This is a genomic window from Pseudomonas sp. B10, from assembly GCF_900156235.1.
Lineage (GTDB): Bacteria > Pseudomonadota > Gammaproteobacteria > Pseudomonadales > Pseudomonadaceae > Aquipseudomonas > Aquipseudomonas siliginis.
Genome location: NZ_LT707063.1, coordinates 990,769 through 1,014,094 on the forward strand (window position 1 = coordinate 990,769; position 23,326 = coordinate 1,014,094).

General features: G+C 60.0%; 26 protein-coding genes and 2 pseudogenes. 16 read left to right on the plus strand and 12 right to left on the minus strand.

The annotated features are described in order from the left end of the window. Positions 1–34: 34 nt before the first annotated feature. Positions 35–706, minus strand: coding sequence for a response regulator transcription factor (locus BXA01_RS04365; protein WP_076563349.1), 672 nt, complete (start codon positions 704–706; stop codon positions 35–37). Positions 707–905: 199 nt separating this feature from the next. Between BXA01_RS04365 and BXA01_RS04370 the strand changes: the two genes are divergently transcribed. The 11 genes and pseudogenes from BXA01_RS04370 (at position 906) to BXA01_RS04420 (ending at position 9,323) form a co-directional block, all read left to right on the plus strand. Continuing rightward, positions 906–1,910 (plus strand): GlxA family transcriptional regulator, encoded by a 1,005-nt coding sequence (locus BXA01_RS04370; RefSeq protein WP_076563350.1) that lies wholly within the window; start codon positions 906–908, stop codon positions 1,908–1,910. Positions 1,911–2,006: 96 nt separating this feature from the next. Then, the gene (locus tag BXA01_RS04375; RefSeq protein WP_076563351.1) at positions 2,007–2,387 is read left to right on the plus strand and encodes a response regulator transcription factor; all 381 of its coding nucleotides are present in this window, start codon (positions 2,007–2,009) and stop codon (positions 2,385–2,387) included. Between the two features lie 311 nt (positions 2,388–2,698). Beyond that, positions 2,699–3,896: pseudogene (locus BXA01_RS04380) on the plus strand (S-type pyocin domain-containing protein). Between the two features lie 10 nt (positions 3,897–3,906). Next, on the plus strand, positions 3,907–4,260 hold the full coding sequence (locus BXA01_RS04385) for a DUF6572 domain-containing protein (protein WP_076563352.1): 354 nt from the start codon (positions 3,907–3,909) through the stop codon (positions 4,258–4,260). 109 nt (positions 4,261–4,369) lie between these two features. Continuing rightward, positions 4,370–4,708 (plus strand): DUF6572 domain-containing protein, encoded by a 339-nt coding sequence (locus BXA01_RS04390; RefSeq protein ID WP_076563353.1) that lies wholly within the window; start codon positions 4,370–4,372, stop codon positions 4,706–4,708. A gap of 579 nt (positions 4,709–5,287) precedes the next feature. After that, positions 5,288–5,653, plus strand: a complete 366-nt coding sequence (locus tag BXA01_RS04395) for a DUF6124 family protein (RefSeq protein WP_076563354.1) — start codon at positions 5,288–5,290, stop codon at positions 5,651–5,653. A 115-nt stretch (positions 5,654–5,768) separates the two neighbouring features. Next, positions 5,769–6,128, plus strand: a complete 360-nt coding sequence (locus BXA01_RS04400; protein ID WP_076563355.1) for a DUF6124 family protein — start codon at positions 5,769–5,771, stop codon at positions 6,126–6,128. Positions 6,129–6,429: 301 nt separating this feature from the next. After that, positions 6,430–7,632 carry an NAD(P)/FAD-dependent oxidoreductase gene (locus BXA01_RS04405; RefSeq protein ID WP_076563356.1) on the plus strand — a complete coding sequence of 401 codons (1,203 nt, stop codon included), beginning with the start codon at positions 6,430–6,432 and terminating at the stop codon, positions 7,630–7,632. A gap of 40 nt (positions 7,633–7,672) precedes the next feature. Then, positions 7,673–8,605 carry an MBL fold metallo-hydrolase gene (locus tag BXA01_RS04410; RefSeq protein WP_076563357.1) on the plus strand — a complete coding sequence of 311 codons (933 nt, stop codon included), beginning with the start codon at positions 7,673–7,675 and terminating at the stop codon, positions 8,603–8,605. 178 nt (positions 8,606–8,783) lie between these two features. Continuing rightward, positions 8,784–8,990 carry a hypothetical protein gene (locus BXA01_RS04415; protein WP_442961912.1) on the plus strand — a complete coding sequence of 69 codons (207 nt, stop codon included), beginning with the start codon at positions 8,784–8,786 and terminating at the stop codon, positions 8,988–8,990. Between the two features lie 84 nt (positions 8,991–9,074). Further along, a complete protein-coding gene (locus BXA01_RS04420; RefSeq protein ID WP_076563359.1) occupies positions 9,075–9,323 on the plus strand; it encodes a DUF6555 family protein in 249 nt (82 codons plus the stop codon). Positions 9,324–9,500: 177 nt separating this feature from the next. Here BXA01_RS04420 and BXA01_RS04425 read toward each other — a convergent pair whose 3' ends face one another. Together BXA01_RS04425 and BXA01_RS04430 are read right to left on the minus strand one after the other, a co-directional pair. Continuing rightward, positions 9,501–10,010, minus strand: coding sequence for a nucleoside deaminase (locus BXA01_RS04425; RefSeq protein ID WP_076563360.1), 510 nt, complete (start codon positions 10,008–10,010; stop codon positions 9,501–9,503). Between the two features lie 33 nt (positions 10,011–10,043). Further along, complete coding sequence (locus BXA01_RS04430; protein WP_076563361.1) at positions 10,044–11,384, minus strand: nucleobase:cation symporter-2 family protein; 1,341 nt, start codon at positions 11,382–11,384, stop codon at positions 10,044–10,046. Positions 11,385–11,586: 202 nt separating this feature from the next. On the opposite strand from BXA01_RS04430, the gene BXA01_RS04435 reads away from it, so the two are divergent. Then, positions 11,587–12,501 (plus strand): LysR family transcriptional regulator, encoded by a 915-nt coding sequence (locus BXA01_RS04435; RefSeq protein ID WP_076563362.1) that lies wholly within the window; start codon positions 11,587–11,589, stop codon positions 12,499–12,501. On the opposite strand, the gene BXA01_RS04440 is transcribed toward BXA01_RS04435, so the two are convergent. From BXA01_RS04440 to BXA01_RS04460, 7 genes and pseudogenes are all read right to left on the minus strand, one after another. Next, the gene (locus BXA01_RS04440; RefSeq protein WP_076563363.1) at positions 12,502–12,927 is read right to left on the minus strand and encodes a VOC family protein; all 426 of its coding nucleotides are present in this window, start codon (positions 12,925–12,927) and stop codon (positions 12,502–12,504) included. A gap of 159 nt (positions 12,928–13,086) precedes the next feature. After that, positions 13,087–13,239: pseudogene (locus BXA01_RS27560) on the minus strand (winged helix-turn-helix transcriptional regulator); the annotation flags it as partial. Between the two features lie 88 nt (positions 13,240–13,327). After that, positions 13,328–13,474, minus strand: coding sequence for a hypothetical protein (locus BXA01_RS27075; protein WP_016774259.1), 147 nt, complete (start codon positions 13,472–13,474; stop codon positions 13,328–13,330). A 108-nt stretch (positions 13,475–13,582) separates the two neighbouring features. Next, complete coding sequence (locus tag BXA01_RS04445; protein ID WP_024012535.1) at positions 13,583–13,810, minus strand: PLD nuclease N-terminal domain-containing protein; 228 nt, start codon at positions 13,808–13,810, stop codon at positions 13,583–13,585. Between the two features lie 86 nt (positions 13,811–13,896). Then, a complete protein-coding gene (locus tag BXA01_RS04450; protein WP_024012534.1) occupies positions 13,897–14,352 on the minus strand; it encodes a DUF421 domain-containing protein in 456 nt (151 codons plus the stop codon). 7 nt (positions 14,353–14,359) lie between these two features. Further along, positions 14,360–14,878 carry a hypothetical protein gene (locus BXA01_RS04455; RefSeq protein ID WP_076563364.1) on the minus strand — a complete coding sequence of 173 codons (519 nt, stop codon included), beginning with the start codon at positions 14,876–14,878 and terminating at the stop codon, positions 14,360–14,362. Beyond that, the gene (locus BXA01_RS04460) at positions 14,875–15,384 is read right to left on the minus strand and encodes a CinA family protein (RefSeq protein WP_076563365.1); all 510 of its coding nucleotides are present in this window, start codon (positions 15,382–15,384) and stop codon (positions 14,875–14,877) included. Before BXA01_RS04460 ends, BXA01_RS04455 begins: the two co-directional genes overlap by 4 nt. Before the next feature lie 165 nt (positions 15,385–15,549). On the opposite strand from BXA01_RS04460, the gene BXA01_RS04465 reads away from it, so the two are divergent. Continuing rightward, entirely contained in the window at positions 15,550–17,928 is a 2,379-nt protein-coding gene (locus BXA01_RS04465; protein WP_076563366.1) for a DUF3772 domain-containing protein, read from the plus strand. 5 nt (positions 17,929–17,933) lie between these two features. Here BXA01_RS04465 and BXA01_RS04470 read toward each other — a convergent pair whose 3' ends face one another. After that, the gene (locus BXA01_RS04470) at positions 17,934–18,947 is read right to left on the minus strand and encodes a LacI family DNA-binding transcriptional regulator (protein WP_076567670.1); all 1,014 of its coding nucleotides are present in this window, start codon (positions 18,945–18,947) and stop codon (positions 17,934–17,936) included. Between the two features lie 202 nt (positions 18,948–19,149). On the opposite strand from BXA01_RS04470, the gene BXA01_RS04475 reads away from it, so the two are divergent. From BXA01_RS04475 to BXA01_RS04485, 3 genes are read left to right on the plus strand one after another with little or no spacing between them, the layout of a single operon-like run. After that, entirely contained in the window at positions 19,150–20,313 is a 1,164-nt protein-coding gene (locus tag BXA01_RS04475; protein ID WP_083957537.1) for a Gfo/Idh/MocA family protein, read from the plus strand. Further along, on the plus strand, positions 20,303–21,385 hold the full coding sequence (locus BXA01_RS04480) for a sugar phosphate isomerase/epimerase family protein (RefSeq protein ID WP_076563368.1): 1,083 nt from the start codon (positions 20,303–20,305) through the stop codon (positions 21,383–21,385). Before BXA01_RS04475 ends, BXA01_RS04480 begins: the two co-directional genes overlap by 11 nt. Before the next feature lie 42 nt (positions 21,386–21,427). Then, positions 21,428–22,666 carry a nucleoside permease gene (locus BXA01_RS04485; RefSeq protein ID WP_076563369.1) on the plus strand — a complete coding sequence of 413 codons (1,239 nt, stop codon included), beginning with the start codon at positions 21,428–21,430 and terminating at the stop codon, positions 22,664–22,666. Positions 22,667–22,745: 79 nt separating this feature from the next. Here BXA01_RS04485 and BXA01_RS04490 read toward each other — a convergent pair whose 3' ends face one another. Then, the gene (locus BXA01_RS04490; RefSeq protein WP_039763483.1) at positions 22,746–23,045 is read right to left on the minus strand and encodes a hypothetical protein; all 300 of its coding nucleotides are present in this window, start codon (positions 23,043–23,045) and stop codon (positions 22,746–22,748) included. Positions 23,046–23,326: the final 281 nt, after the last annotated feature.

Sequence of the window (23,326 nt, forward strand, 5' to 3'; positions counted from 1 at the left end):
TTTTGCCGCACGGTGAGTTGCACGTCGCCAGCGCTCAGGGGTTGCGCTGTACAGGTTCGATGCCCAGCGCTTCTGTGATACGCACCAGATCGGCCACTGAGCGTGCGGCCATTTTGCGCATGACCTGGCCACGGTGGACCTTGACCGTGACCTCGCTGAGGTTGAGCTGTCCGGCAATCTGTTTGTTCATCAGCCCGGCAATGACGAAGCCGAGCACTTCGCGCTCACGTGCGGTCAGGGTTTCGTATGCCCGACACAGAACGGCGCCGGAGTGTTCGGCGGCTAGCCGCGCACGGTCGCGAGCCAACGCACTGGCCACTGCGTCGAGCATGTCCTGATCACGGAACGGCTTGGCCAGAAAATCCACCGCGCCGGCCTTCATCGCCTTGACGCTCATGGCAATGTCGCCGTGGCCGGTCATGAACACCACGGGGATGCGCAAGCCGTTTTTTTCCATCTGTTCCTGAAACGTCAGGCCACTTTCGCCGCGCAGGCGCACGTCGAGCACCAGGCAACCGGGTACCTCACGTTGCGCTTGCGCGAGAAAATCTCCGGCGCTGTCGAAGGTTCGCACCTGCAAGCCGATCGAGCGCAGCAAGCTGTCGAGCGCCTGGCGCATCGAGGCATCGTCATCGACCACGTACACCACTGGTTCGCCGAGCACATCGGGACTTTGCGCAGGGCTGGAATGCGACCACAAGGTCATTGTGTCTCCTCGGCGAGATCGCAGCACGCATTGGGCTGGTCAATGAATCTAGTTCAGAATGTCCACCTCAGCCAGACACCGGCCGGACGGTCAGTGATCAGGCTAACAGTCAGCGCCATTGCCGGCCGGCCAGAAACCCCTGAAAATCGGCCAGGCTGAGGCAGTCCCGCCTTTAGCGCTGCAAACAGGCAGGCCCGCGATGTCCAACCATTCCTCTTTTCCATCGGCCCCGCGCGACGTGGTGTTTATCGCCTACCCACGCCTGAGCCTGCTCGATCTCAGCGGTGCGCAGACCGTGTTCTGGGCCGCGAGCAAAGCCTTGGCCGAGCGCGGGCAGCCCGGTTATCAACTGCACACCGCCAGCCTCAGCGGCGGCTTGATCCAGACCGTCGAAGGGCTGGCCATCGACTCCCAAGCGTTAACCACGCTCGACACCGCCGCGCTGGACACGCTGGTCGTGCCCGGCGCCCCTGACATCTGCCAGACCCTTGAGGAGCATCGCGAACTGAGCGACTGGCTGCAGGACCATGCTCACCTCGCCCGCCGCGTGGTCTCGGTGTGCAGTGGTGCGTTTCTGCTGGCTCAGGCCGGATTGCTCGACGGCCGCCACGCTGCCACTCACTGGGCGATGTGCGACGCTTTGCGCGATCGCTTTCCAGCGGTCGAGGTAGATGCCGACGCGATCTTCATTCAGCAAGGCAAGGTCTGGACCTCGGCCGGAGTCACCGCCGGGATCGATCTGGCGCTGGCGCTGGTCGAGGCCGATTGCGGCCGTGAAGTGACGTTGCAAGTCGCGCGGGAATTGGTGGTGTACATCAAACGCCCCGGCGGCCAGGCGCAATACAGCACGCTGCTGCAATCGCAAGCGCAGGACGCTGCGATGTTCGATGATCTGCACCTTTGGCTCATGGAGCGCCTCGGCAATCCGAATCTGACGGTGGAGCGCCTCGCCGAGCAAGCCGCGATGAGCCTGCGCAACTTCACGCGGGTCTACAAAGCGCGCACCGGGCGCACACCGTCGAAAGCGCTCGAGCTATTCCGTCTCGAAGCCGCCAAACGCCTACTGGAAAACTCCCCGCATAAAATCGAACGAATCGCCCGCCTCTGCGGCTTCAGCGATGAAGAACGCCTGCGCGCCTGCTTCCAGCGTCACCTGTCGATCTCCCCGCGCGAGTACCGCAGTCGCTTCAGCCGCGATGGTTGAACCGCTATACCTACGTATAGTTTTGCCCGCTGGCCATCAGCGTATGGTGCAAGAACGACAGGAGTCACCAGCTCGGCCGCCCGGCCCGGGAGCGTTATGCACAAGACGCATGTCATTGCGGTAGTGGACGACGACGAGGCAATGCGCACTTCGCTGAGCAGCCTGCTGCGGGCGTCGGGGTATCAGGTGTTCTGCTATGCGGCGCCGGCGGACTACCTTGCCTCGGACGGGCCGGCGCAGACTGATTGTTTAATCTCCGATATTCAGATGCCGGGCATGGATGGTTTGCAGATGCTGGATGCACTGCGGGCGCGAGGCTGGCGGATGCCGGTGATTTTCGTATCGGCGCATACGGGCGATTTGACTTGCGACAAGTCCCGAGCGACTGATGTCGTTGCCTGCCTGCGTAAACCCTTTGCGGCGGACGAGCTACTTGCCTGGGTTGAGTTTGCACCGCGTAAATCTGAAAACACTTGATAAGGCCCTCATCGCATTGAATTGCGTGTCGCCTGGATTTATCGCCACCTATCGACTCGGTCGATCAGGCCGATTTCTGACAGAAGACAACACGGTCGGCTCCCTCTCCTCGAGGAGAGGGCTGGGAGCGAGGGGAAGCTCCAGAGATTACGGAGGTAGTTGAGCTACCCCATTTCCTTAAGCGCTGACTTGATCACACCGAAATGAGAGGCGCCTCAGAATCTAGAATCAAAGCGCCACTAATTGCCACTGCAAACTCCGCCTGTCACCCTTCACCCCGTTCAAAAAGGACCAGAACAAGGAACCAAGGATTGAGCGGCTACGTCCCCAACCCACCTAAGGGTTACCGCAACACCGGCGTTGAACCCGTCGACCTAAACGCCCAGCACTGGGCGCAATATAGAGAAATCCCGCCAGCGCCAGACGCGAAACCCGACCTTAAGGGCTGCGTCTTCGCCAAAAGCTGCAACCTGCCCGATGGCGAAATAAACCACACCAACCCGACAGGGTTCGTCCCCGGTGAAAAACTGGCGGACTACGGGCTATGGGCCGTGTTGGCACTGGCGCAGCGATTACGGCCGAAGGCACGCCCCTCCAGTTTGTCGGCGGCTCCGCAACCGGCGGTGCCGTTGCCCAACGGCTGGGCGGCTCAATCGCGCTAGGCCTACTCGACGGTGCAGGCGCATGGCAGCAGGCGCGGCCGTGGGCACGATGGCGCTATTGATGCCCAACACCAGCATCGCCCCGGACAGTGCCTTCTATAAGGACGAGCAATACGCCACGCTTGAAACCGGCCGAACGCGTGTTCGTGTCAACGTAAAAACGTTGCCGGACGGCTCCGTCAACGCCTACGGCTTTTACACCGGCGGCAAGAAGGACTGGGAAAATGTACCGGTCATCAAAGCGCAGAAAGACGGCGAAAAATTCATCGCCGACATCGGCGACGGCATCGGTCTGACCTGGACACCCGGAGCAAGCCCCGATGGAGTGCTGGGGATCCCAGCGCTGGAAGGTGCCCCTCAGCTACCTCACGTCTGGGTCTATCCGCCGACACCTCAGTCGGACACGCTGCTGGCCAACCCCGCGCACCCACCTGAGTTCCAGGATGCGATCATCTGGTTCCCGGAGGATGCGGGGATTGAGCCCATCTACATCGTGCTCAGCACGCGGCTAGAGAAGAATAAGCAAAAGGGCAAAGCGTTCGAAGAAGCGTCCTTTGACGAATTCAGTAAGATCAAACCTGAAGCCGCTCGTGAGGTCACCGTCAAAACCGACAGCGGTGTACGCACGCGCATTGATATGATGGGCCGCGATGCGGACGGCAACATCTCCTGCGTCGAATGCAAATCTTCGGAAACAGCGCCACTGACGCGCAATCAGAAATTGGGCTTTCCAGAAATAGAAAAGACCGGCGCAACCGTCGTCGGCAAAGGTAAACCCGGCTTCACGGGAGGCACCCGAATCCCACCTACCAGAGTCGACATCATTCGACCTGACCCAACCCTCTGAGGGAGCAGACATGTCCATCACCGAAACAAAAGTCGTCGACATCATCGCAGTGCCCGAGTGGGAACCCGACAATGTCGTACTCGTCATCACTGATCACTTGGAATGGGGCGACAAAGCCCAACAGGGTGAACACCTGTTGTTGCTACAGGAGAAGATCAATACCTACATCGCCTTCATCGAGAGCGGCGAACTGCTGGAAAGCTATCCGCCAGCCAATGGCAAAAATCCGAAAATTCGCATCAATGGTTTATATGAGCTACCTGAGCAAGGTGAAACCTTTGTCGACCGCGTGACCGAGGTACTCAAAGGCGTAGGCATCGGAATGGAATTTGTGCTTAAGGACGACTTTGCCGTTCGACACTAGGCGTGTGAGCTAGTAGAGCTAAAGCAAAGCAAAGGGCGGCAAGCCACAGAGCTGTAGCTCGGTTCCCTCAGAGGGATTGAACAAACCGGCTGGAGGCCAAGGATCCGCAGTGTCCTTAACAGACCCGAACATTATCGATATGTGGGGAATCCCCAAATCGGACAGTGGCACCATCATCCTGGGCATCGCTGACCACCTAGAATGGGGCAATAAGACCCTACAAGCCGAGCACCTGCTCGCGCTACAACGGAAGATAAACGGCTACATCGCTTTCATCGAAAGCGGTGAGATCTATAACAAGATTCCCGCTGCACTCGGCAAGTCACTTGTAATCCGTGTTTACGGCAAGTACGAGGTTTCGGAGCAGGGGGAATTGTTCTTCGAGCGCGTGGCCGAGCTCCTGAGAAAAATGGGAATCGGTTTTGAGTTCGTTTTCAAAGCAGACTAAGCGCTATGTCATTTGTGATCCCAGTGTTGGCAAGTAATTTTTTCACCTGCCAGCCGAGGCGTTTTTCTGCTGATCTACGGCCAACAGTGGAAGAGCCAAAAAGCCCGTCTACGACGCGACTTGCTTGAAACTCTCCGCCCCACGGCGCAACGGCCTTGAGATCGGCCTAAACAGATTCGGGTCTCCGATATTCTGAAAAGGTGAGATGAGCAGGCACGTACAGCGCATAAACACGACTTGGCAAGCACGTTTAAATTACACCGATTTCTCCTCCAAAAAGCCTACAACGCCTTGCGCCGCTGCCTACAGGTACTTCAGAATCCGCCGGCTTGTGCGTCTAGGCTGCGGGTCCTATCGTTTGTCGGTCACTGAAATAGGTGATCGGGTTTGGTAGCCCGCAGTGTTAGATATACAGATCTGCCGTCGAGATTTCTGTCTCGGATTTGCGGTGGCCATGTATAGGGCGTCCTAGGGCGCGCCGGATCCTAACACCCGGTCTACCAACCTGTGCATGGCCGCCACCCTTCGTTTGGTAGCGAAAGGGCGAAGCCTCCCTTAAATGTGTTAGGAGCTTCATCGATGTTCAAAGTAACCCCAAACCCGCCGGAAGCGGATTCAATCCCGTACGACCCTGCTCTGGAACCTCAGCGGATAAAAGATGCGGCCGCTCGCGCCATCAACTTTTACCTCGACCCTCAGACGCTCAAAACCACCATTCCCAAGCGCCAGCCAGGCAGGATCTTTCTCATTGACCCGACGGTGGATGAGGAAACGCTGCTCGTCGAAGCCTGTGAATCGCTGGCAGCCGCCAATGACATGGCCCGCGAAATCGGCGGCGTGATTGACCACCCACAGCGTCGATCGCTGCTGATGTTGCAACAGGTGATCATGTTGAGTGAGCTGATCGTCAATCGCGTGCTCGACAGCCGACGCGTGTCGAGCTAGCCGGCAACCCAGGCAGGAGGGGGCATGCTCCCTCACTGCCAGCGGACGCGCCACTGCTGTGGCGCGGCATCCTCTTATCCAGACGCTCAAGCCGCTCTCATCGGAGTTTCAGCTGATGTCACAGACACCGTCCCATCCGCCGGTCACCGAATCGGTATCGCCTTATGAATCCTTCCATTCAAAAAAGCTGCACGACGCCGCCGAGCGTGCGCTCGACCATTACCTCGCGCCGGCCAAGATCAACGCCACGCCCTACAGTCCCAACACGTTATTTATGGTCAATCCTGAGTCCGACACAGAATCACTGTTGGTCAACGCTTGCGAATCCCTGGCTTCCGCCACGGTGATGCTCAGCGATTTCGCCGGAATGCTGGAGGGCTCACGGCGCAATACTTTGCTGGGCGTTGCGCAGGTAGTGATGTTGGGGGAGTTGGCCGTGAACAAAGCGTTGGATAACGTTGTGCCAACCGACTGAACAACGGCATCGGCCGTGCAGGCGTGCTGACACCCTGCGCGGCGATGTTCGTTTCGAACGACACCTGGCCCGATGTTCCCACCTGCCCCCATACCTTCGTATACCCCTCTTCCACCCATGCGTACCCCACGCACACCGATGGACAACTGCGCTCGCAGCCTCCCCGCCCTAGCATGGCTCTACACAGCGGGCGATTGAGCGCCAGGCAGTACGGCAAGCAGTTACGGCGGCCAGTGATCGTCACGCCAGAGTCCGCATCGGACTCGGGTGTCATCCATCCATCAGCGTCAGGGAGCACATTATGAAACAGCAATTATTGGTGATCGGTGCAGGGTTCGGCGGGCTGTGGAGTGCGCTGAGCGCTGCGCGTTTGCTGGATATGCATGCCCGTCAGGATGTCGAGATCACGCTGCTCGCCCCGCAAGCCGAATTGCGTATTCGCCCGCGCTTCTACGAGCCGGACGTGCACAGCATGTACGCGCCGCTCGACGCGCTGTTCGATGCGGTGGGTGTGCGCTTCGTCAAAGGCACCGCTGAAAGCATCGATGCCCGGGCGCGCCGAATCGGTTACCGCGACGAGGCCGGGCGTCCGGGTGAACTGGCCTACGATCGCCTGGTTCTCGCCAGCGGCAGCCAGCTCGCTCGGCCTCCGGTGCCTGGCCTCAAGGAGCATGCGTTCGATGTCGATCAGATCGAATCCTCGGCGTGTCTGGAACGCCATCTCATCGCCCTCGGCAACCAACCGCCCAGCGTTGCGCGCAACACCGTGGTGGTCGCCGGTGGCGGTTTCACCGGGATTGAAACTGCGACGGAAATGCCGGCGCGCCTGCGTGCGATCCTCGGTGAGGATCAAGACCTGCGCGTGATCATTGTCGATCGCAGCAAGGACATCGCCGCGACCATGGGTGATGGCATTCGCCCGTCGATCATCGAGGCGTCCAATGACCTGGGTATCGAATGGATCGTCGATGCCAGCGTTGCCGCTGTGGATGCCAATGGCGTCACCCTCGCCGATGGCCGCCACATCGAAAGCCAGACCGTGATCTGGACCGTAGGCTTCCGCGCCAGCCCGCTCACCGAACAACTCGACGCCGAACGCGATGGCCAGGGCCGCCTGCACGTCGATGGTAACCTCAAGGTGCACGGCATCGATCACGTCTTTGCCGCTGGTGATGTCGCTCGCGCCGCCACAGACGACCTCGGCAACTATGCCGCGATGTCTTGCCAGCACGCGATCAGCCTGGGTCGCTACGCCGGCAACAACGCCGCCGCCGATATCCTCGGCGTCGCTCCGACAATGTATCGCCAGCCCAAGTACGTGACTTGCCTGGATCTTGGCGCCTGGGGCGCGGTGTACACGGAAGGCTGGGATCGTCAGCTGAAACTGGTGAAGGCCGAAGCCAAAGAGCTGAAGACGCAGATCAACACGGTGTGGATCTACCCGCCCGCCGCCGATCGTCGCGCTGCCCTCGCGGCCGCCGATCCGCTGATCCCTGTAGCCTGATTTCACCCTCCGCTTTAGCCCTGAAAACAAGGAGAACACCATGACCCTGCATCTGGATTCCTTCACCGCCAACCGCGCGGTGGCCCTGCAAACCCAAAGCGAAGAACTGGTGCCGTCGCGCTACGCCCTGCGCCTGGGCGACATTGACGTGATGGTGATCAGCGACGGCGTGTTGCCGTTGCCAACCCAGACCATGTCAACCAATGCCGACCCCGCCGACCGTGCCGCCTGGTTCAAGGAAATGTACCTGGGCCCTGACGCCTTCGACTGGGCGCTCAACGTGCTGGTGGTGCGTAGCGGCGAGCAAGTCATCCTCGTCGACGCCGGCCTCGGTGGCCAATTCCCCGGTTTCCCGCGTGCCGGGCAGTTCCCCAAGCGCCTGGCCGCTGCCGGGGTGGATCTCGCCGACATCACTGATATCGTCATCACGCACATGCACATGGACCATATCGGCGGCCTGCTGGTCGACTCGGTGAAGAGCCGTCTGCGTCAAGACGTACGCATCCACGTCACCGCTGCCGAAGTGAATTTCTGGTCCACGCCAGACTTCGCCAGCACCGACATGCCCGCACCAGTACCAGACGTGCTGCGCAGCACCGCCAACGCGTTCATCGACCACTATGAAAGCAAGTTGCACATCTTCGAAGACGAATGTCAGGTTGCACCTGGCGTAGTTGCAAAACTCACCGGTGGTCATACGCCAGGGCACTGCGTGGTCTACGTCAACTCCGGTGGCGAGCGCCTGACCTTTGCCGGTGACGCGTTGTTCCCGGTGGCGTTCGATCACCCCGACTGGCACAACGGTTTCGAACACGATCCGGCCAAATCGGTGGAAGTGCGCGTGCGCATGCTCAAGGAAGCCGCCGCCAGCGGCGAGCTGTTCGTCGCCACGCATCTGGCCTTCCCTTCGGTGGGTAGGGTCGCGATCAATGGTGCTGCTTTCCGTTGGATACCTGCGATTTGGGATTACTGATTGCGCGCCTGAAATCTTCGCCCGGCTTCTGCCGGGCGAAACCTTCTTCACCGCCATTGCTACGCAGAGCCGTGCGGGCGGTGACCATCCTTCGGTTGCTGTGTACCCTTTCTGCATAAAACAAATCTGTGCAGAGGACAGGGTGTTGGCATATCTGGATTGGGTGCAATGGCCGGCGATGCTGATCACCGTTCTGGCCGCCTGGCTGATCGGTTCGCAACGACCGCAACGGCGCATGAGCGGCTTCGTTTGTTTCAGTCTGAGCAATTTGTTGTGGGTGATCTGGGGCGTCTACGCCGGGGCTTACGCGCTGATTGTTCTGCAGCTTTGCCTGTTCCTGATGAACCTGCGCGGCTTCATGAAGAACCGCGTTTCAGAGCGCTGAGTGACGCTGATCATCTGGCCAGAAAATCCTTTGAATTTTTCTTGTCGGACAAAATCATTTACGTATGAGCGTAAGGAGGAACTCATGCGTAGCACCGATATTTTCGTCATCGAATACAAACATCACGACCAGCCAAAATCATTCGTCATCCGCGCCAAGAGTATGCGCAACGCCGACGCTTGGCATTGGGCGAGCTGTGACGCCGGTATTGCGCCGATTCCGAAACCGGGTAAACCACCGTTGAAAGTGGTTTCCAAACCCCAGGCCGAGCGCTATGGGATTACGGAGGTGAAGTGGCGCGAGACGGCAGCGCTGGACTGGATGGAGGCTTAGGCAAATCGGGTCGCCTGGCTGAGCTTGCAAGTCAGCCAGGCGCCCCACAACAGACCATGGGGGGCATTCCGCTGGGGAATGTGCGGATATCGTCCCGGTGAAGTGACCAGTACCTGACCGCGCGAAACTGATCGTTCCTCACGCTCCACGCAGGAGCGTGGGAACGATCCATAACAACTAAGACCAGAACCCTTTATGCGGCTCAGCCGCCTCTTCCTCCAGCATCGGCCCGAAAACACTGACCGTGCGTTGCCCTCTGGCAAACACTTCGCGACACGGCAACGAGAACGTCGGGTTCTCCGGATGATCGCCGGTCAGTCCGAGCAAAGCATGCTCCGACAACGCATACACCACTCGCCCGACTCCGCTCCAATACACCGCGCCCGCGCACATGCAGCAAGGTTCAGCACTGGTATACAGCGTGCACGCCTCCAGCTCCGTGGGTGACAACCGCTTCGCCGCCGCAGCCACCGCGACCAGTTCGGCGTGCTGGGTGGGATCACCTTCCGGCGGCATCGAATTGTTGCCCGCTTCGGCAATGACGTTGCCGTCGCGGTCCGCCACCAGCGCCGCAAACGGGTGCCGGCCACGTTGTTTCGACGCCTGCGACAGAGCGATGGTCTGGCGCAGCAATGCCAGGTCCAGATCGCTGACGCCGGCCGGAACAAGCTGAGTGAATTGATTCATGGGTAACTCCTGGGCAGTGAGAAAAGACAAAAGTCAGTCGGCCAGTTCGGCCGTGGAAGCGCCGACGGCGTCGGTCGATGGTTTTTGTTTGTTGAGCAAGAGGTTGAGCAGAATGGCGGTGATCGCACCGAGAAAAATGCCGCTATCGAGCACCAGTTTCAGCGTCGGGCCGACGTGTTCGAACAGGGCCGGAAACGACATTGGCAGGACGCCGACGCTGACCGACACCGCAACAATAATGGCGTTGCGTGTGCCCTCGAACTGCACCCGTGACAGTTCCTGAATGCCCGCCACCGTGGTCATGCCGAACATGACGATCGCGCAGCCGCCCAGCACTGGAGTGGGCACCGCCGCAATCAACGCGCCGAGCTTGGGGAACAAGCCCATCAAAACCATGATCGCGCCAGCGGCGGCGACGACGAAGCGGCTCTTGATGCTCGAAAGCGCAATCAGGCCGGTGTTTTGCGTGAAGGCGTTATAGGGAAAGCTGTTGAACACACCACCGAGCATGGTCGACAAGCCGTCGGCGCGAAAGGCGTTGCCGAGGGTCTGCTGCGTAGTCGGTTTGCCGACCAGTTTGCCGATGGCCAGGCAGTTGCCAGTGGTCTCGGCCATGATCACCAGCATCGCTAGGGTCATGATCAGAATCGGTACCAGAGAAAATTCCGGCGGACCGAACGCCATTGGCGCGCTCAACTCGAACCACGCCGCCTCGCTGACCCGACTGAAGTGCGTCATGCCGCAGGCGGCAGCGATCAGGCTGCCGACAAACAAGCCGATGAGCACACTGAGGTTGCCGATGAAACCGCTGAATTTCGCATAAATCACCAGCGTCACACTGACCGTGGCCAGACCCAGCAGCAGATTGGCCGGGCGACCGAAGTCAGGCGAATCGGGATTGCCACCACCCAGCCAGATTGCCGCCGCCGGCATCAGTGAAATACCGATGATGGTGATCAGGCTGCCAATCACCACGGGCGGAAAGAATCGCAGCAAGCGGCTGAACACCGGCGCCAGTGCGATGGTCAGGAAGCCGGCGGCGATCACCGCCCCGAAGATCTGGCTGAGGCCAAACTCTTTGCCGATCATGATCATCGGCGCCAGCGCAATGAACGAGCAGCCCTGAATCAATGGTAAACGCGCGCCGAACTTCCAGAAGCCGAGGGTCTGAATCAACGTCGCCACACCGGACGTCAGCAGGTTGGCGTTGATCAGTAAAACCACCTGAGCCGACGTCAGCCCCATCGCACTGCCGAGAATCAGCGGCACCGCCACCGCTCCCGCATACATCACCAGAACATGCTGCAGACCGAAGGTGAAAAGCTGCCGCAGGGGCAACACCTCATCGACCGGGTGAACGCGTTGTGTAGTCATGGCACAAGCTCCTGAAGGGGCAGCGTTGGTTGTAATCGCGGGCGCTCAGGGACAGATGCACAGAGAGAATCGGCCCCGGCGTTCGAAGACGCGGGGTCATCCTTAAATGTTTTTAACGATGAAACAAATTGGCAACCATCGCTTTTTTCGATGGCAAAGACGCGGCACAATCGCCGTCTCGCTCAAACCCGGAGTACACCGCGTGCGCTTCTCACTCGATCAGTTGCTGATGTTCGTCCAAGTGGTGAAAAGCGGCTCGTTCTCCGCCGCCGGGCGCAAGTTGGGCAAGACGCAGTCGACCATCAGCGCAGCGATCGCCAATCTGGAAACCGACCTAGGCGTCGAGTTGTTCGACCGCAGCAATCGCAGCCCTGCCCTCACCGCCAGCGGGCACAAATTGCTGGTCCAGGCAGAGGCGGTACTGGAGCGCTGCATGACCTTCGAGGCCCACGCTGATTGCCTTTCCGATAGCGTCGAACCGAGCCTGACCCTGGCGATTGAAACGCCATACGGCCCGATCATGCCGGTGCTGCAAGCGTTCGAGCAGGCCTTTCCGTTTGTCGATCTGATCATTCGCCACCCGGTCTACGGCGATGTCAGCGAACTGGTCAGCAGTGGCGAGGCGGTGCTGGGCGTGGCGTTTTCGCAGCCGGGCTATCCCCGGGAACTGGCGTTCCAGCAACTGGGCAAACTGATCATGCTGCACGTCTGCCATCCGGATCATCCGCTGGCGAAACTGGACAATGTCACGTTCGACGATTTGCACGTGCACCGGCGCCTGGCGTTCAGTGCGCACGCCAGCAAACTGCCGAGCAGTGAATACCTGCGTTCGACGCAACTGTGGCAAGCGGAAAGCTATCTGGCGCTGCTGGAAATGGTCCGCGCCGGCCTCGGCTGGGCGACCTTGCCGCGCCAACTGATCCAGCGTGAACTGGGCAATAGCGAACTGGTCGAGTTGCAGCTGTCGGCGTACCCGCATACCGACTGGCAAATCGGCGTCGATCTGTTGTGGGCGCGCCAACGGCCCCTGGGCACGGCCGAGCGCTGGCTCAAGGAAAAGCTGCAGGCCACCAAGGTTTATGAACGCGATCGCAACGGCCAGATCACTACGCTGTGATCACTTGGCAAACACCTGGCCCATGTCCTTGAACGCCTTGAATTCCAGCGCATTGCCGCAGGGGTCGAGCAGAAACATGGTCGCCTGTTCGCCGACCTGCCCCTTGAATCGAATGTAGGGCTCGATCACGAATTGCGTGCCGAATGACTTCAGTCGCTCGGCCAGCGCTTCCCATTGCTCCCACTCTAAAATGACACCGAAGTGCGGGACCGGTACGTCGTGACCGTCTACCGGGTTGCTATTAACGCTTTCCTGGGCAGCCGTCTGCGGCTGTTCATGGATGACCAATTGGTGGCCGTAGAAGTTGAAGTCGACCCACTGCGCGCTGGATCTGCCCTCCTCCAAGCCGAACACTTCACCGTAAAAACGCCGGCAAGCGGCGAGGTCGTAAACCGGGATGGCGAGGTGGAAAGGTGAAAGGCTCATAGGCACTCCGGTAGTCGCGTTGCTGGACGACATGGCAACGGCGTACCGCTGCTGATCGGGGATGGAAAAACAGCCTAGATCAAAAACCCGCCAGACGCCGACCCGACATATCACAAGAAGGCGCGGCTATCGATACGCGCCACGGCTATCCGCCCGGTTTCACTGCCCGCGCCTGACAACCTGTCGGTGACAATCCGCCGGGCTCAGGACAGCACCGGCTCTGGAACGTACGACAATGGTTTCAACGGGCTCGGCCCCCTCGTTGTCGAACAGCACCGACTGCTCCTCGCGTTCCGCAAACAGAAAGCGCTCGCGAAGATGGAGCATCAGTCAGCACAGAATTGTCTGACCTGACGCCTTCGCGAGCAGGCTCGCGCTCACAGGTTGTTGCCAAGTGGAGCTACTTGCCCTCCTCAGGCTTTTCAGTCTGCATCTGCACCGACGGCTTGCTCTTGTCGCCGTCCTTGTTGGGTGCATCGTTGGAATCAAAGCAGCCACTCAACAGAAACATCGAGCAGAACCCCAGACATACGCAGATTTTTTTCATGTCGATCTCCTTTCAGCAGTGGTAGTGCTACCCGGTTCAAGCCTGGTTTGGCATCGTTCACCTTCTTCCGGGATGTGCGCAAATTCATTGCAGGACTGCATCGGGCTCTCAGCCCTTGCTGTGCTCCGGCGATGAAGGCCCTTCCTTGACGCCGCGCGGGCCGGCGATGCCCCACACGATCAGGCCGAGCACCGGGAAGACGATCAAGCCGATCGCCCAGGCGGCTTTGACGCCGACGCTCTTGTTGCTGCGAAACACACTGACGATCGCCCACAGATCGACCAGCAGAATGATCACCGCCACGGCGATGGAGAAGTAACTCGCTGCCTCGTTCATTTCGCAATCCTCCGATGACTTGTAAGCATTGGGCTGCGGGGCTTTTTCAGCGTTCAAAAAAATTGCGCGCGCGCGGCGCCAAAGCTTCAGCCGCCTTCCGGATCCTGGCGGATCACGGAAATCTTGCCGTTGCGCTCGATGATCGCGAACTTGATCTGGTCGATGGTTTCAATGCCCTGACTGGAGCGCGCCGCCTCCATGACATCCGCCTCGACCAGCCGCGCATGACGCAGGCGTCGGTGCAACAGCTTGCCATTCTCGACAATGATCGTCGGCTCGCCATCGATCAGCCGCGACACCCAACTGGAACGTTGTTTGAGCAGGGAAAAACCGACATCCACAGCGATCAGCGTGATGATCACCAGAAACGCATTGGTCAGAGAAAAATCATCACCGAGCAGCGCTTGCTGGGTGGCTTCACCGATGATCATCAGCAGGACGAAATCAAACGTCGTCAGCTCGGCCAGCGAACGCCGGCCGGCAATTTTGAACAGCACCATCAGTGCCAGATACATCGCGAGTGCGCGCAACACCGAGTCCATGGGTCACCTATGGATAAATGAATTGAGTGAGCTTCACTTCGCTCGAGCCCGGCACCCGGATATGGCTGCGAAACAGGCCCAATCCGTCACCGCGCAGCGTCACATAGAGCGTCGCCTGGCCCTGGGCATCAGCCTGCAACCACAAGCGCATACCCTGTTTTGAGCTGCGCATACGCACCGGGGCCGGCTGCATGGTTTCGACGCTGAAGCCATCGAGCATCTCGCCGCCGATATCGAGTTCGACAGTGGCTTCAGGCGCCGTGTGCACGCTGAGTTTCAGCGGGTTGGTCGAGCCGTTGCGATGGAACATCTCGTATTCGACCTGGACTTTACCGTCATCGCTGCGAGCGTCCTGCGAACTGAGCACGCCCCGGGAAAACAGCCCCAACAGACCCAGCAGCATGCACAGCACCAGTAGATACCAACCGATGTGCTCGAAGCGCCAGACCTTCAACTGATAGGCCATGTCCTCCTGCACCGGGAACTGTCGGCTTTGCAGATCGGGATGGTCGGCGTCAGGCTTCATCGGCGCCACCCTCCTTCGCCGCGCAAGGCGCGACGGTGATAATCGGGCAACTGCTGCAGGGCGAATTCAGAAGCGAGGGTCTGCACTTCACTGCGCGACCCGGCAAACCATTGCCGGGTGCTGAACAGAAAATGTCGGTCATCGAACTGAAACGCCCAGGCAAAACACACCGTACCGGCCTTGATGCCATCCATATCGTCGGGGCCGAGAATGCCGGTGGTGGCGACGGCGACGTTGGCCGTGCTGTCGCGCAACGCGCCGATGGCCATTTCACTGGCCACTTCAACGCTGGTCAGATTGAAGGTGTCCATGGTCGCCGGGCTGACGTGCAGCAGGCGCTGCTTGGCTTGCGGCGAATAGACCACATAGCCGCACTCGATCAGCTCGCCGCTGCCGGGCACTTCCGACAGCAACATGACGATTTCCCCGGCCGTGCAGGATTCGGCAGTGGTGATGATCAGCGAATGTTGGCGCAGGTATTCAATCGTGGCCTTGGCGACGGACATGGCATGCTCTCGAAGCTGTTATTGCCGGTTGACCGCTCGCTGCGCGGATCATTCCGCCGGATTGGATGAGCGTGTAAGCGCCTCTTGCAGAGAAAGTTTTCCGCCCCGTTCGGCGCGATCACCTACCCTCATAGACTGTGTGATCCACTCGAGCCCGCCGCCCCCATGCGCTGTTCATTCAAGTCGTTGTTTTTGATTCTGTTGCTGCTGATGCCGGGCAGCGCTGCGCTGTGGGCAGCGGACCTTGCCGCGCCGGCGAACTCAGGCGCAGCGCCGCTACCTGTGATTTCGCAAAGCGATCTGCAAGCCCTGCAACAACGCCTCGACGGGCTCAAGCAGCAGATTTCGGCGGCAAACAATTACAACCAGCTCGAAGGCCCGCAGGATCGGGTGCAGGCGTTCATTCTCGATGTCGATCGGTTGTCGGCAGCGCTGTTGCCGCAACAGGCGCAACTGGCGGTGCAACTGGGCGTGCTCGGCACGGCGCCCGACGCCGAGGTGGCCGCCGAGCAAGCCGATATCGTCGCGCAGCGGGCGACGCTGGCGGAGCAAAAAAGCAAGGTCGATGGCACCCTGAAAAGCCTAGCCGCACTGAAACAGAACGCCGCCGATCTGATCACGCAAATCGCCGGCATCCGCCGCACCCTGCTGGAAAGCGAACTGACCCTGAGCACGCGCAGCGTATTGAGCCCGTATTTCTGGACACCGCTGGTCAATCCAAGCGAGGACGACCGCCAGCGCCTGCGACTGTTCGTCGAGCAGGTGGCTGACGTATGGGCCACGGTCTGGGCGCCGGGCGAGCGTTTTTATACTTGCGTGTTGGTGCTGTTGGCGCTGCTGATCTGGACCTTCGGCCGACGTCTGGCTGAGCGCGGGCTGACCTGGTTCTGCATTCATCGCGTGGCGGAGGGCCGGCTGCGCAGAAGTGCCTTGGCATTTGCTTCAGCCATCGCGACCTTCATCACCACCGCCATCGCCCTAAAGCTGCTGTTCTACGCCTGCACCCGCCACGACGCACTTCCGCCGGTGCTGGAAACCTTCTCCGAAGAGTTCGAGAAAGTCGTCTATGCCTGCGTGCTGATCACCGGGCTCAGCCGCGCATTGCTCTCCACCGCGCACCCGTCCTGGCGCCTGCCGTCAATTGCCGATCCAGTGGCGCTGGCCCTCAAGCCTTATCCGCGAATCCTCGCCTGCTCGTTGCTGGTGTTGGTGACGCTGGTGCAAGTCGCCAATGCCACAGGCATGAGCAGCCAAATCGTGATGGCCGGGCGCGGCGTGATTTCCATGGTGGTGCTGGCGATCATCGGCACGATGCTGTTACGCGTCGGCAAAGTGCGCAAGGCCTTGGTCGCAGCCAACGACCCATCGGCGACCAACAGCGTGTTCGCCGGGCTGATCTACAGCGTCGCCAGTCTCTCGATGTTGGTGACGGCTATTGCGCTGCTGGCCGGCTATGTTTCGCTGGCACGGTTCATCAGCTATGAGCTGGTGTGGGGCTATGTCGTGCTGTCGGGCTTCTACTTGCTGATTCAGCTGGTCAAGGACGCCTGTGAGCACCTGTTTTCGCCAAAACACGCGAGCGGCCAGGCGCTCAAGCAATTGCTCGGCGTCAGCGATCGGCGCCTTGAGCAGACGTCGATTCTGTTGTCCGGCGTCAGTCGCGCCGGCCTGATGCTGATGGCGCTGATTTCGTTGTTTGTCGGCGGCATCGGCACCACCCTCGGCCAACTGGTCACCAACATCATGTCGATCCTTGGCGGCGCCGGTTTGCGCAAGCTGAATATCGTCCCGGCGCATCTGCTCAACGCGCTGCTGGCACTGCTGATTGGCATCTGGCTGATCCGCGCATTGAGCCGCTGGCTCGACAACGAGTTCCTGCCCAAGACCGACATGGACCCGGGCATGTGCGCGTCGCTGAGCACGCTGTTCTCCAATATCGGCTACGCCTTCGTGATTCTGCTGACGCTGTCGTCGCTGGGCGTGCAGTGGACCAATCTGGCGTGGATCGTCAGTGCGCTATCCGTGGGTATCGGCTTTGGCTTGCAGGAGATCGTCAAGAACTTCGTCTCCGGCCTGATTCTGCTCACCGAGCGCCCGGTCAAGGTCGGCGACCTGATCAGCATCAGCGGCGTCGAGGGCGACATCCGCCGGATCAACGTGCGTGCCACGGAAATCCAGCTCAGCGACCGCTCGATCGTGATCGTGCCCAACTCGCAACTGATCTCGCAGAACCTGCGCAACGTTACCCTCGGCGGCAGTGCTCAAGGCGTGGCATCGCTGGAGCTGGTGTTTCCGCTGGATATCGATCCTGAGCAGGTCAAACAACTGCTGCTGGATGCGTATCACGAGAACGAAACCATCCTCGATAAACCGGCGCCGTTCGTGCGTTTCAGCAAATTGTCGCCGGACGGCATAACCCTCACGGTCACCGGCTATGTGGGCAGCCCGAGGATTGTCGGGCTGACCAAGAGCGATTTGTTGTTTGAGGTGTTGAAGCGGTTGGGCGCGGCGGGGATTGCGCTGGCGAAACCGCCAGCGGCGTGATTCGGTTAGCGCTTGCCCGAGTTGTCGATGCGGGCCGTGCTGCTGCGTGGCGTCAGCTCGAACGGCAAGACGACATGCCGCTCTGTCAGCGGCTGTTTTTCGACCAGCGCAATCAGCATCTCGACCGCTTTAGTCCCGAAAGTCTCGGCCGGTTGCGAGATGGTGGTCAGCGGCGGATCGCAGTACGCAGCCATCGGAATGTCGTCGAAACCCACCACTGAAATATCCTCGGGCACACGCAGCCCGGCCTGCCGGATGCGCTTGAGCGCACCAATGGCCATTTCATCGTTTTCGCAAAACAGCGCGCTCGGCCGCTCGGCCAATGCGAGCATCTTTTGCGCTCCGGCAAAACCGGCCTCGAGGCTGAAATTGCCATGGCAGATCAGTGCTTCATCGAAGGCAATCCCGGCCTCGCGCAGCGCCGCTTCGTAGCCTGCCAATCGATCCAAAGTCAGCGGACTGTTTTTCGAGCCTTTGATCAGGCCGATGCGTCGGTGTCCCAAGGCGATCAGGTGGTCGGTCATGGCTTTGGCGGCGGCGACGTTGTCCAGGCTGATGGTTGGATATCGTCCGGCCTTGAGCACTTCGCAGGCGTTGACGATCGGCGGCACATCGGCGTCGGCCGGGGCGTTTTCGAAAGGATCGTAAGCGCGCAACTGGATCACCCCGTCGGCCTGATAGGCGTAAACCAGCTCGGCGAATTGTCGCTCCAGTTCTTCCCGGCCCTGGGTGTCGCACAGCAGCAGGCGATAACCGGCCGCCTGCGCCGCTTGCTGCGCGCCGCTGATGACGCGGGCGAAGAAGGTATTGGCGATGGTCGGCACCAGAATCACCAGATTGCCAGTGCGCCGCGAACGAAACTGCACGGCCATCAGGTTCGGCCGATAGCCGGCCTGCTCCACGGCGGCCATGACGCGCTCACGGGTTGGCGCGAGCACGCGCTCGGGCGATTTCAAAGTCCTCGAAACCGTCGCCACGGAAACCCCGGCCAGCCGAGCCACTTCGCGAATATTGGACAAAAACACCTCGTTGTTTCATGCCGATCAGGCGCGGAGCTTACCGCAGGCGACGAGCGATCGAAACGCTGTCGATCATCCGCTGGCATTTGACACTCGGCTAATTCAAGCCTAGATTTCGCCCACGATGTAACCGGTTACATCGCTCACCAAATTGCATCCAGCTACCGAGACGACTGCCATGTACGCTGCCGCAAAAATAAGAATGGGTTTTGTTGGAGGCGGTGAAGGTTCATTCATTGCCCGTGCCCACCGGCAAGCCGCCGGCCTCGACGGACGCTTCGAACTGGTCTGCGGCGCATTCAGCCGCGACCCGGAGAATAATCAGCGCACCGCTGCGGCCTTGGGTGTCGCGGCCGAGCGTTGTTACGACGACTGGCAAACCCTGCTCGCCCGCGAGGCCGCCCTGCCCGCCGAGCAACGCATGCAACTGCTGGTCATCGTCACCCCCAATCATCTGCACGCACCGATTGCCCTTGAGGCATTGAGCGCCGGTTTTCACGTGTTCAGCGAGAAACCCGCGGCGCTGAACCTCGCCGAGGTGCAGGCGCTGCACTCGGTGGTGATCAACAGCCAGCGAATTTACGGGCTGGCGCACACCTACCTCGGTTACGCGATGGTCTGGCAGGCCCGCGAAATGGTCGCCAGCGGCGTGCTCGGGCGCGTGCGCAAAGTCCTCGTCGAGTACCCGCAAGGCTGGCTCAGCACCGATATCGCCGGGCAAGGCAACAAGCAGGCCGGCTGGCGCGACGACCCGACGCAATCCGGGATCGGCGGCTGCATCGGCGACATCGGCACCCATGCGTTTTCCCTCGCCGAGTTCGTTGCCGGCCAGTCGATCCAGTTCATCAGCGCAATGCTCGGCTCGCATGTCGAGAGTCGGCAACTGGATGACGATGTGGCGATGCTGTTCAAAATGCGCGACGGCGCCAGTGGTGTATTGCTCGCCAGCCAGGTCTGCGCCGGTGAGGAAAACCCGCTGAAGATCCGCGTCTACGGTGACAAGGGTGGGCTGGAATGGCGTCAGGAAGAGCCGGCCAGTCTGATTCATCGACCGTTGAATGAACCGATGCGCATTCTGCGATCCGGAGTCGGTCAGCCGTGGCTGTGTGCCGCCGCAACCCAACGCATGCGCCTGCCCGCCGGGCATCCCGAAGGTTATCTGGAAGCCATGGCCAACCTGTACGGCGATCTCGCCGAGGCGATTGTTCAAGGCGTCGAAGGCCATCAGGCCCCGGGCGTACCGGGCATCGAGACCGGCCTGCGCGGCATGGCCTTCATTGAAACCGCCATCGCCAACCACCTTGGCAATGAAAAGTGGAGCGAGATCCCCGGCCAACTGACAGGAGCCCAGCACAATGAACACTGATCAGCAAAATTCGACTGGCCTGAAAGGCCCGGGGATTTTCCTCGCGCAATTCATCGCCGACGAAGCGCCTTTCGACTCCCTCGCCAACATCGCCGAATGGGCAGCCTCGCAAGGTTACAAAGCCATTCAGGTACCGACCCTCGGCACACGGTTCATCGATTTGCAGCGCGCTGCTGAAAGTCAGGATTACTGCGACGAACTTATCGGCGTCTGCGCCCGCGCGGGTGTAGTGATCAGCGAGTTGTCGACGCACCTGCAAGGGCAATTGGTCGCTGTGCATCCGGCGTTCGACAGTCTGTTCGACGACTTCGCCCCGCCCGCGCTGCGCGGCAAGCCGCAGGAGCGCACCGAGTGGGCCATGGAGCAGTTGAAACTGGCCGCCCGTGCCAGCCAACGTCTGGGACTTACCGCCCATGCGACCTTCTCCGGCGCCCTGCTCTGGCCTTACGTCTATCCGTGGCCACAGCGTCCGGCCGGTTTGGTCGAGCAAGGTTTCGCCGAACTGGGCAAGCGCTGGCTGCCGATCCTCGACTGCTTCGAAGAGGCTGGCGTTGATCTGTGCTACGAAATCCATCCCGGCGAAGACTTGCATGACGGCGCGTCGTTCGAACAGTTTCTCGAAGCGGTGAATCATCACCCCCGCGCCGCAATTCTGTATGACCCGAGCCACCTGCTGCTGCAGCAAATGGATTACCTCGGATTCATCGACCGTTACCACCAACGCATCCGCATGTTCCACGTCAAGGATGCCGAGTTCCGCCCCGATGCGCGCTCCGGTGTCTATGGCGGCTATCAGGGCTGGGTCGAGCGTCCCGGGCGCTTCCGCTCGCTGGGCGACGGCCAGATCGATTTCAAATCGATCTTCAGCAAATTGTGCCAATACGACTTCAACGGCTGGGCCGTGCTGGAGTGGGAATGCTGCCTGAAAGACTCTGCACAGGGCGCGGCGGAAGGCGCGGCGTTCATCGAGCGACACATGATCCGCAAGACCGCCAAGGCCTTCGACGATTTCGCCGGGGTCAGCGCCGATGCCGCTTCCAACCGGCGCCTGCTCGGCCTGACTGACGACTGATTCATCCGCGTTACCGACATAAAAACAATACGGTGATCTGAAATGAACGTAATGAATGCGCGACTGAGCGTGATGATGTTTTTGCAGTTCTTTATCTGGGGTGGCTGGTTCGTCACCCTCGGCACTTTTCTGGCCACCACGCTCGCTGCCAGCGGCGGCCAGGTCGGCATGGCCTTCGCCACGCAATCATGGGGTGCGATTCTGGCGCCGTTTGTCATTGGCTTGGTTGCCGACCGTTTCTTCAACGCCGAACGCATTCTGGCAGTGCTGCATCTGCTTGGCGCAGTGTTGCTTTATCAGCTCTATCGCGCGGCAGACTTCAGCGTGTTTTATCCCTATGTGCTCGCCTACATGATGGTCTACATGCCGACATTGGCACTGGTGAACGCCGTGGCGTTCCGCCAGATCAAAGACCCGGCGCTGGAGTTCTCGCGCATTCGCGTGTGGGGCACGGTGGGCTGGATCGTCGCCGGCGTGGTGATCAGCTTCGTGTTCGCCTGGGACTCGCAACAAAGCATCGCGGCGGGAGGCTTGCGGAATACGTTCCTGATGTCCGCCGTCGCATCGCTGTTGCTGGGGCTTTACAGCTTCAGTCTGCCGAACACTGCGCCGCTGAAAAGCGCAGCGGGCTCATCAAGCCTCAAGCAGATGCTAGGCGTCGATGCGTGGGGTTTGCTCAAGGATCGCAGCTATCTGGTGTTCTTTCTCGCCTCGATCCTGATCTGCATTCCGCTGGCCTTCTATTACCAGAATGCCAATCCGTTTCTGGCCGAGATAGGCGTGACCAACCCGACAGCGAAGATGGCCATCGGTCAGGTGTCGGAAGTGCTGTTCATGTTGCTGTTGCCGCTGTTCATCCATCGCTTCGGCATCAAGATCGCCCTGCTGGTCGGCATGGCTGCCTGGGCGTTGCGCTACGTGCTGTTCGCGTTCGGCAATAACGACGATCAGGCATTCATGCTGCTGATCGGCATTGCCCTGCACGGCGTGTGCTATGACTTCTTCTTCGTGTCCGGGCAGATCTACACCGATGCCAAGGCACCGGAGCGCTTCCGCAGCTCGGCGCAAGGTTTGATCACCTTGGCTACGTACGGGTTGGGCATGTTGATTGGTTTCTGGATCGCGGGACGGATTACCGACCACTTCACATCAAGCGCGGGGCATGACTGGAGAAGCATCTGGCTGTTCCCCGCCGGTTTTTCCGTGGCGGTATTACTGTGTTTCTGGGCGACATTCAAGAGCCGCGATCGCGACAAGGCTGTGCTGCCGAGTGCGGTTTAGAGCAGAGTTGTAATGCATGAATAGAACGAATGCCGCCTGTGGTTGAGGCGGCATTCGTTATCGATGCTCATCGTTGCGCTCAAGCGGTGCGACGTTCGAGCAGACGGTCAGCGCCACCTTCAGCGACCCGATTGCCTTGCAGATGATCGGAGCCATCAGAGGCTACTGCATCGCTGAACAGTGGATCGGTTTCGGTTGCGGCTACTGCATCGCTGAACAGCGGGTCAGTTTCGGTTGCGGCTACTGCATCGCTGAACAAGCGGTCTGTTTGAGTGGCGGCCGCGACCGCATCACTGAACAGCGGGTCGGTTTCGGTGGCGGCGAAGGCATTCAGTGCAAAAACCGAGAAAGCGATACCGAGGATAGTCTGGCGTTTCATGATGATGTGCTCCGAGTTGCAGTGGTTGGGTATGGAGCCGATCTTACGCCGCACCGTGGATATGAGAACTTCATTGACTTAATGGTTGTTATTGACGCAATCAATGACTGATCGAGCATGAGCCGCTATTGGATCGATCTTCATGCTGTTGCTTACGTCGTTAAGCGAAACGCCCTACAAAGTCGAAAGCATAAAACCGACAATCTCGTTTCTGACAGTTTTTGCACACAAAAAAAAGACCCGTATCAGTCGAAACCGAAACGGGTCTTTCCCCACTTAGA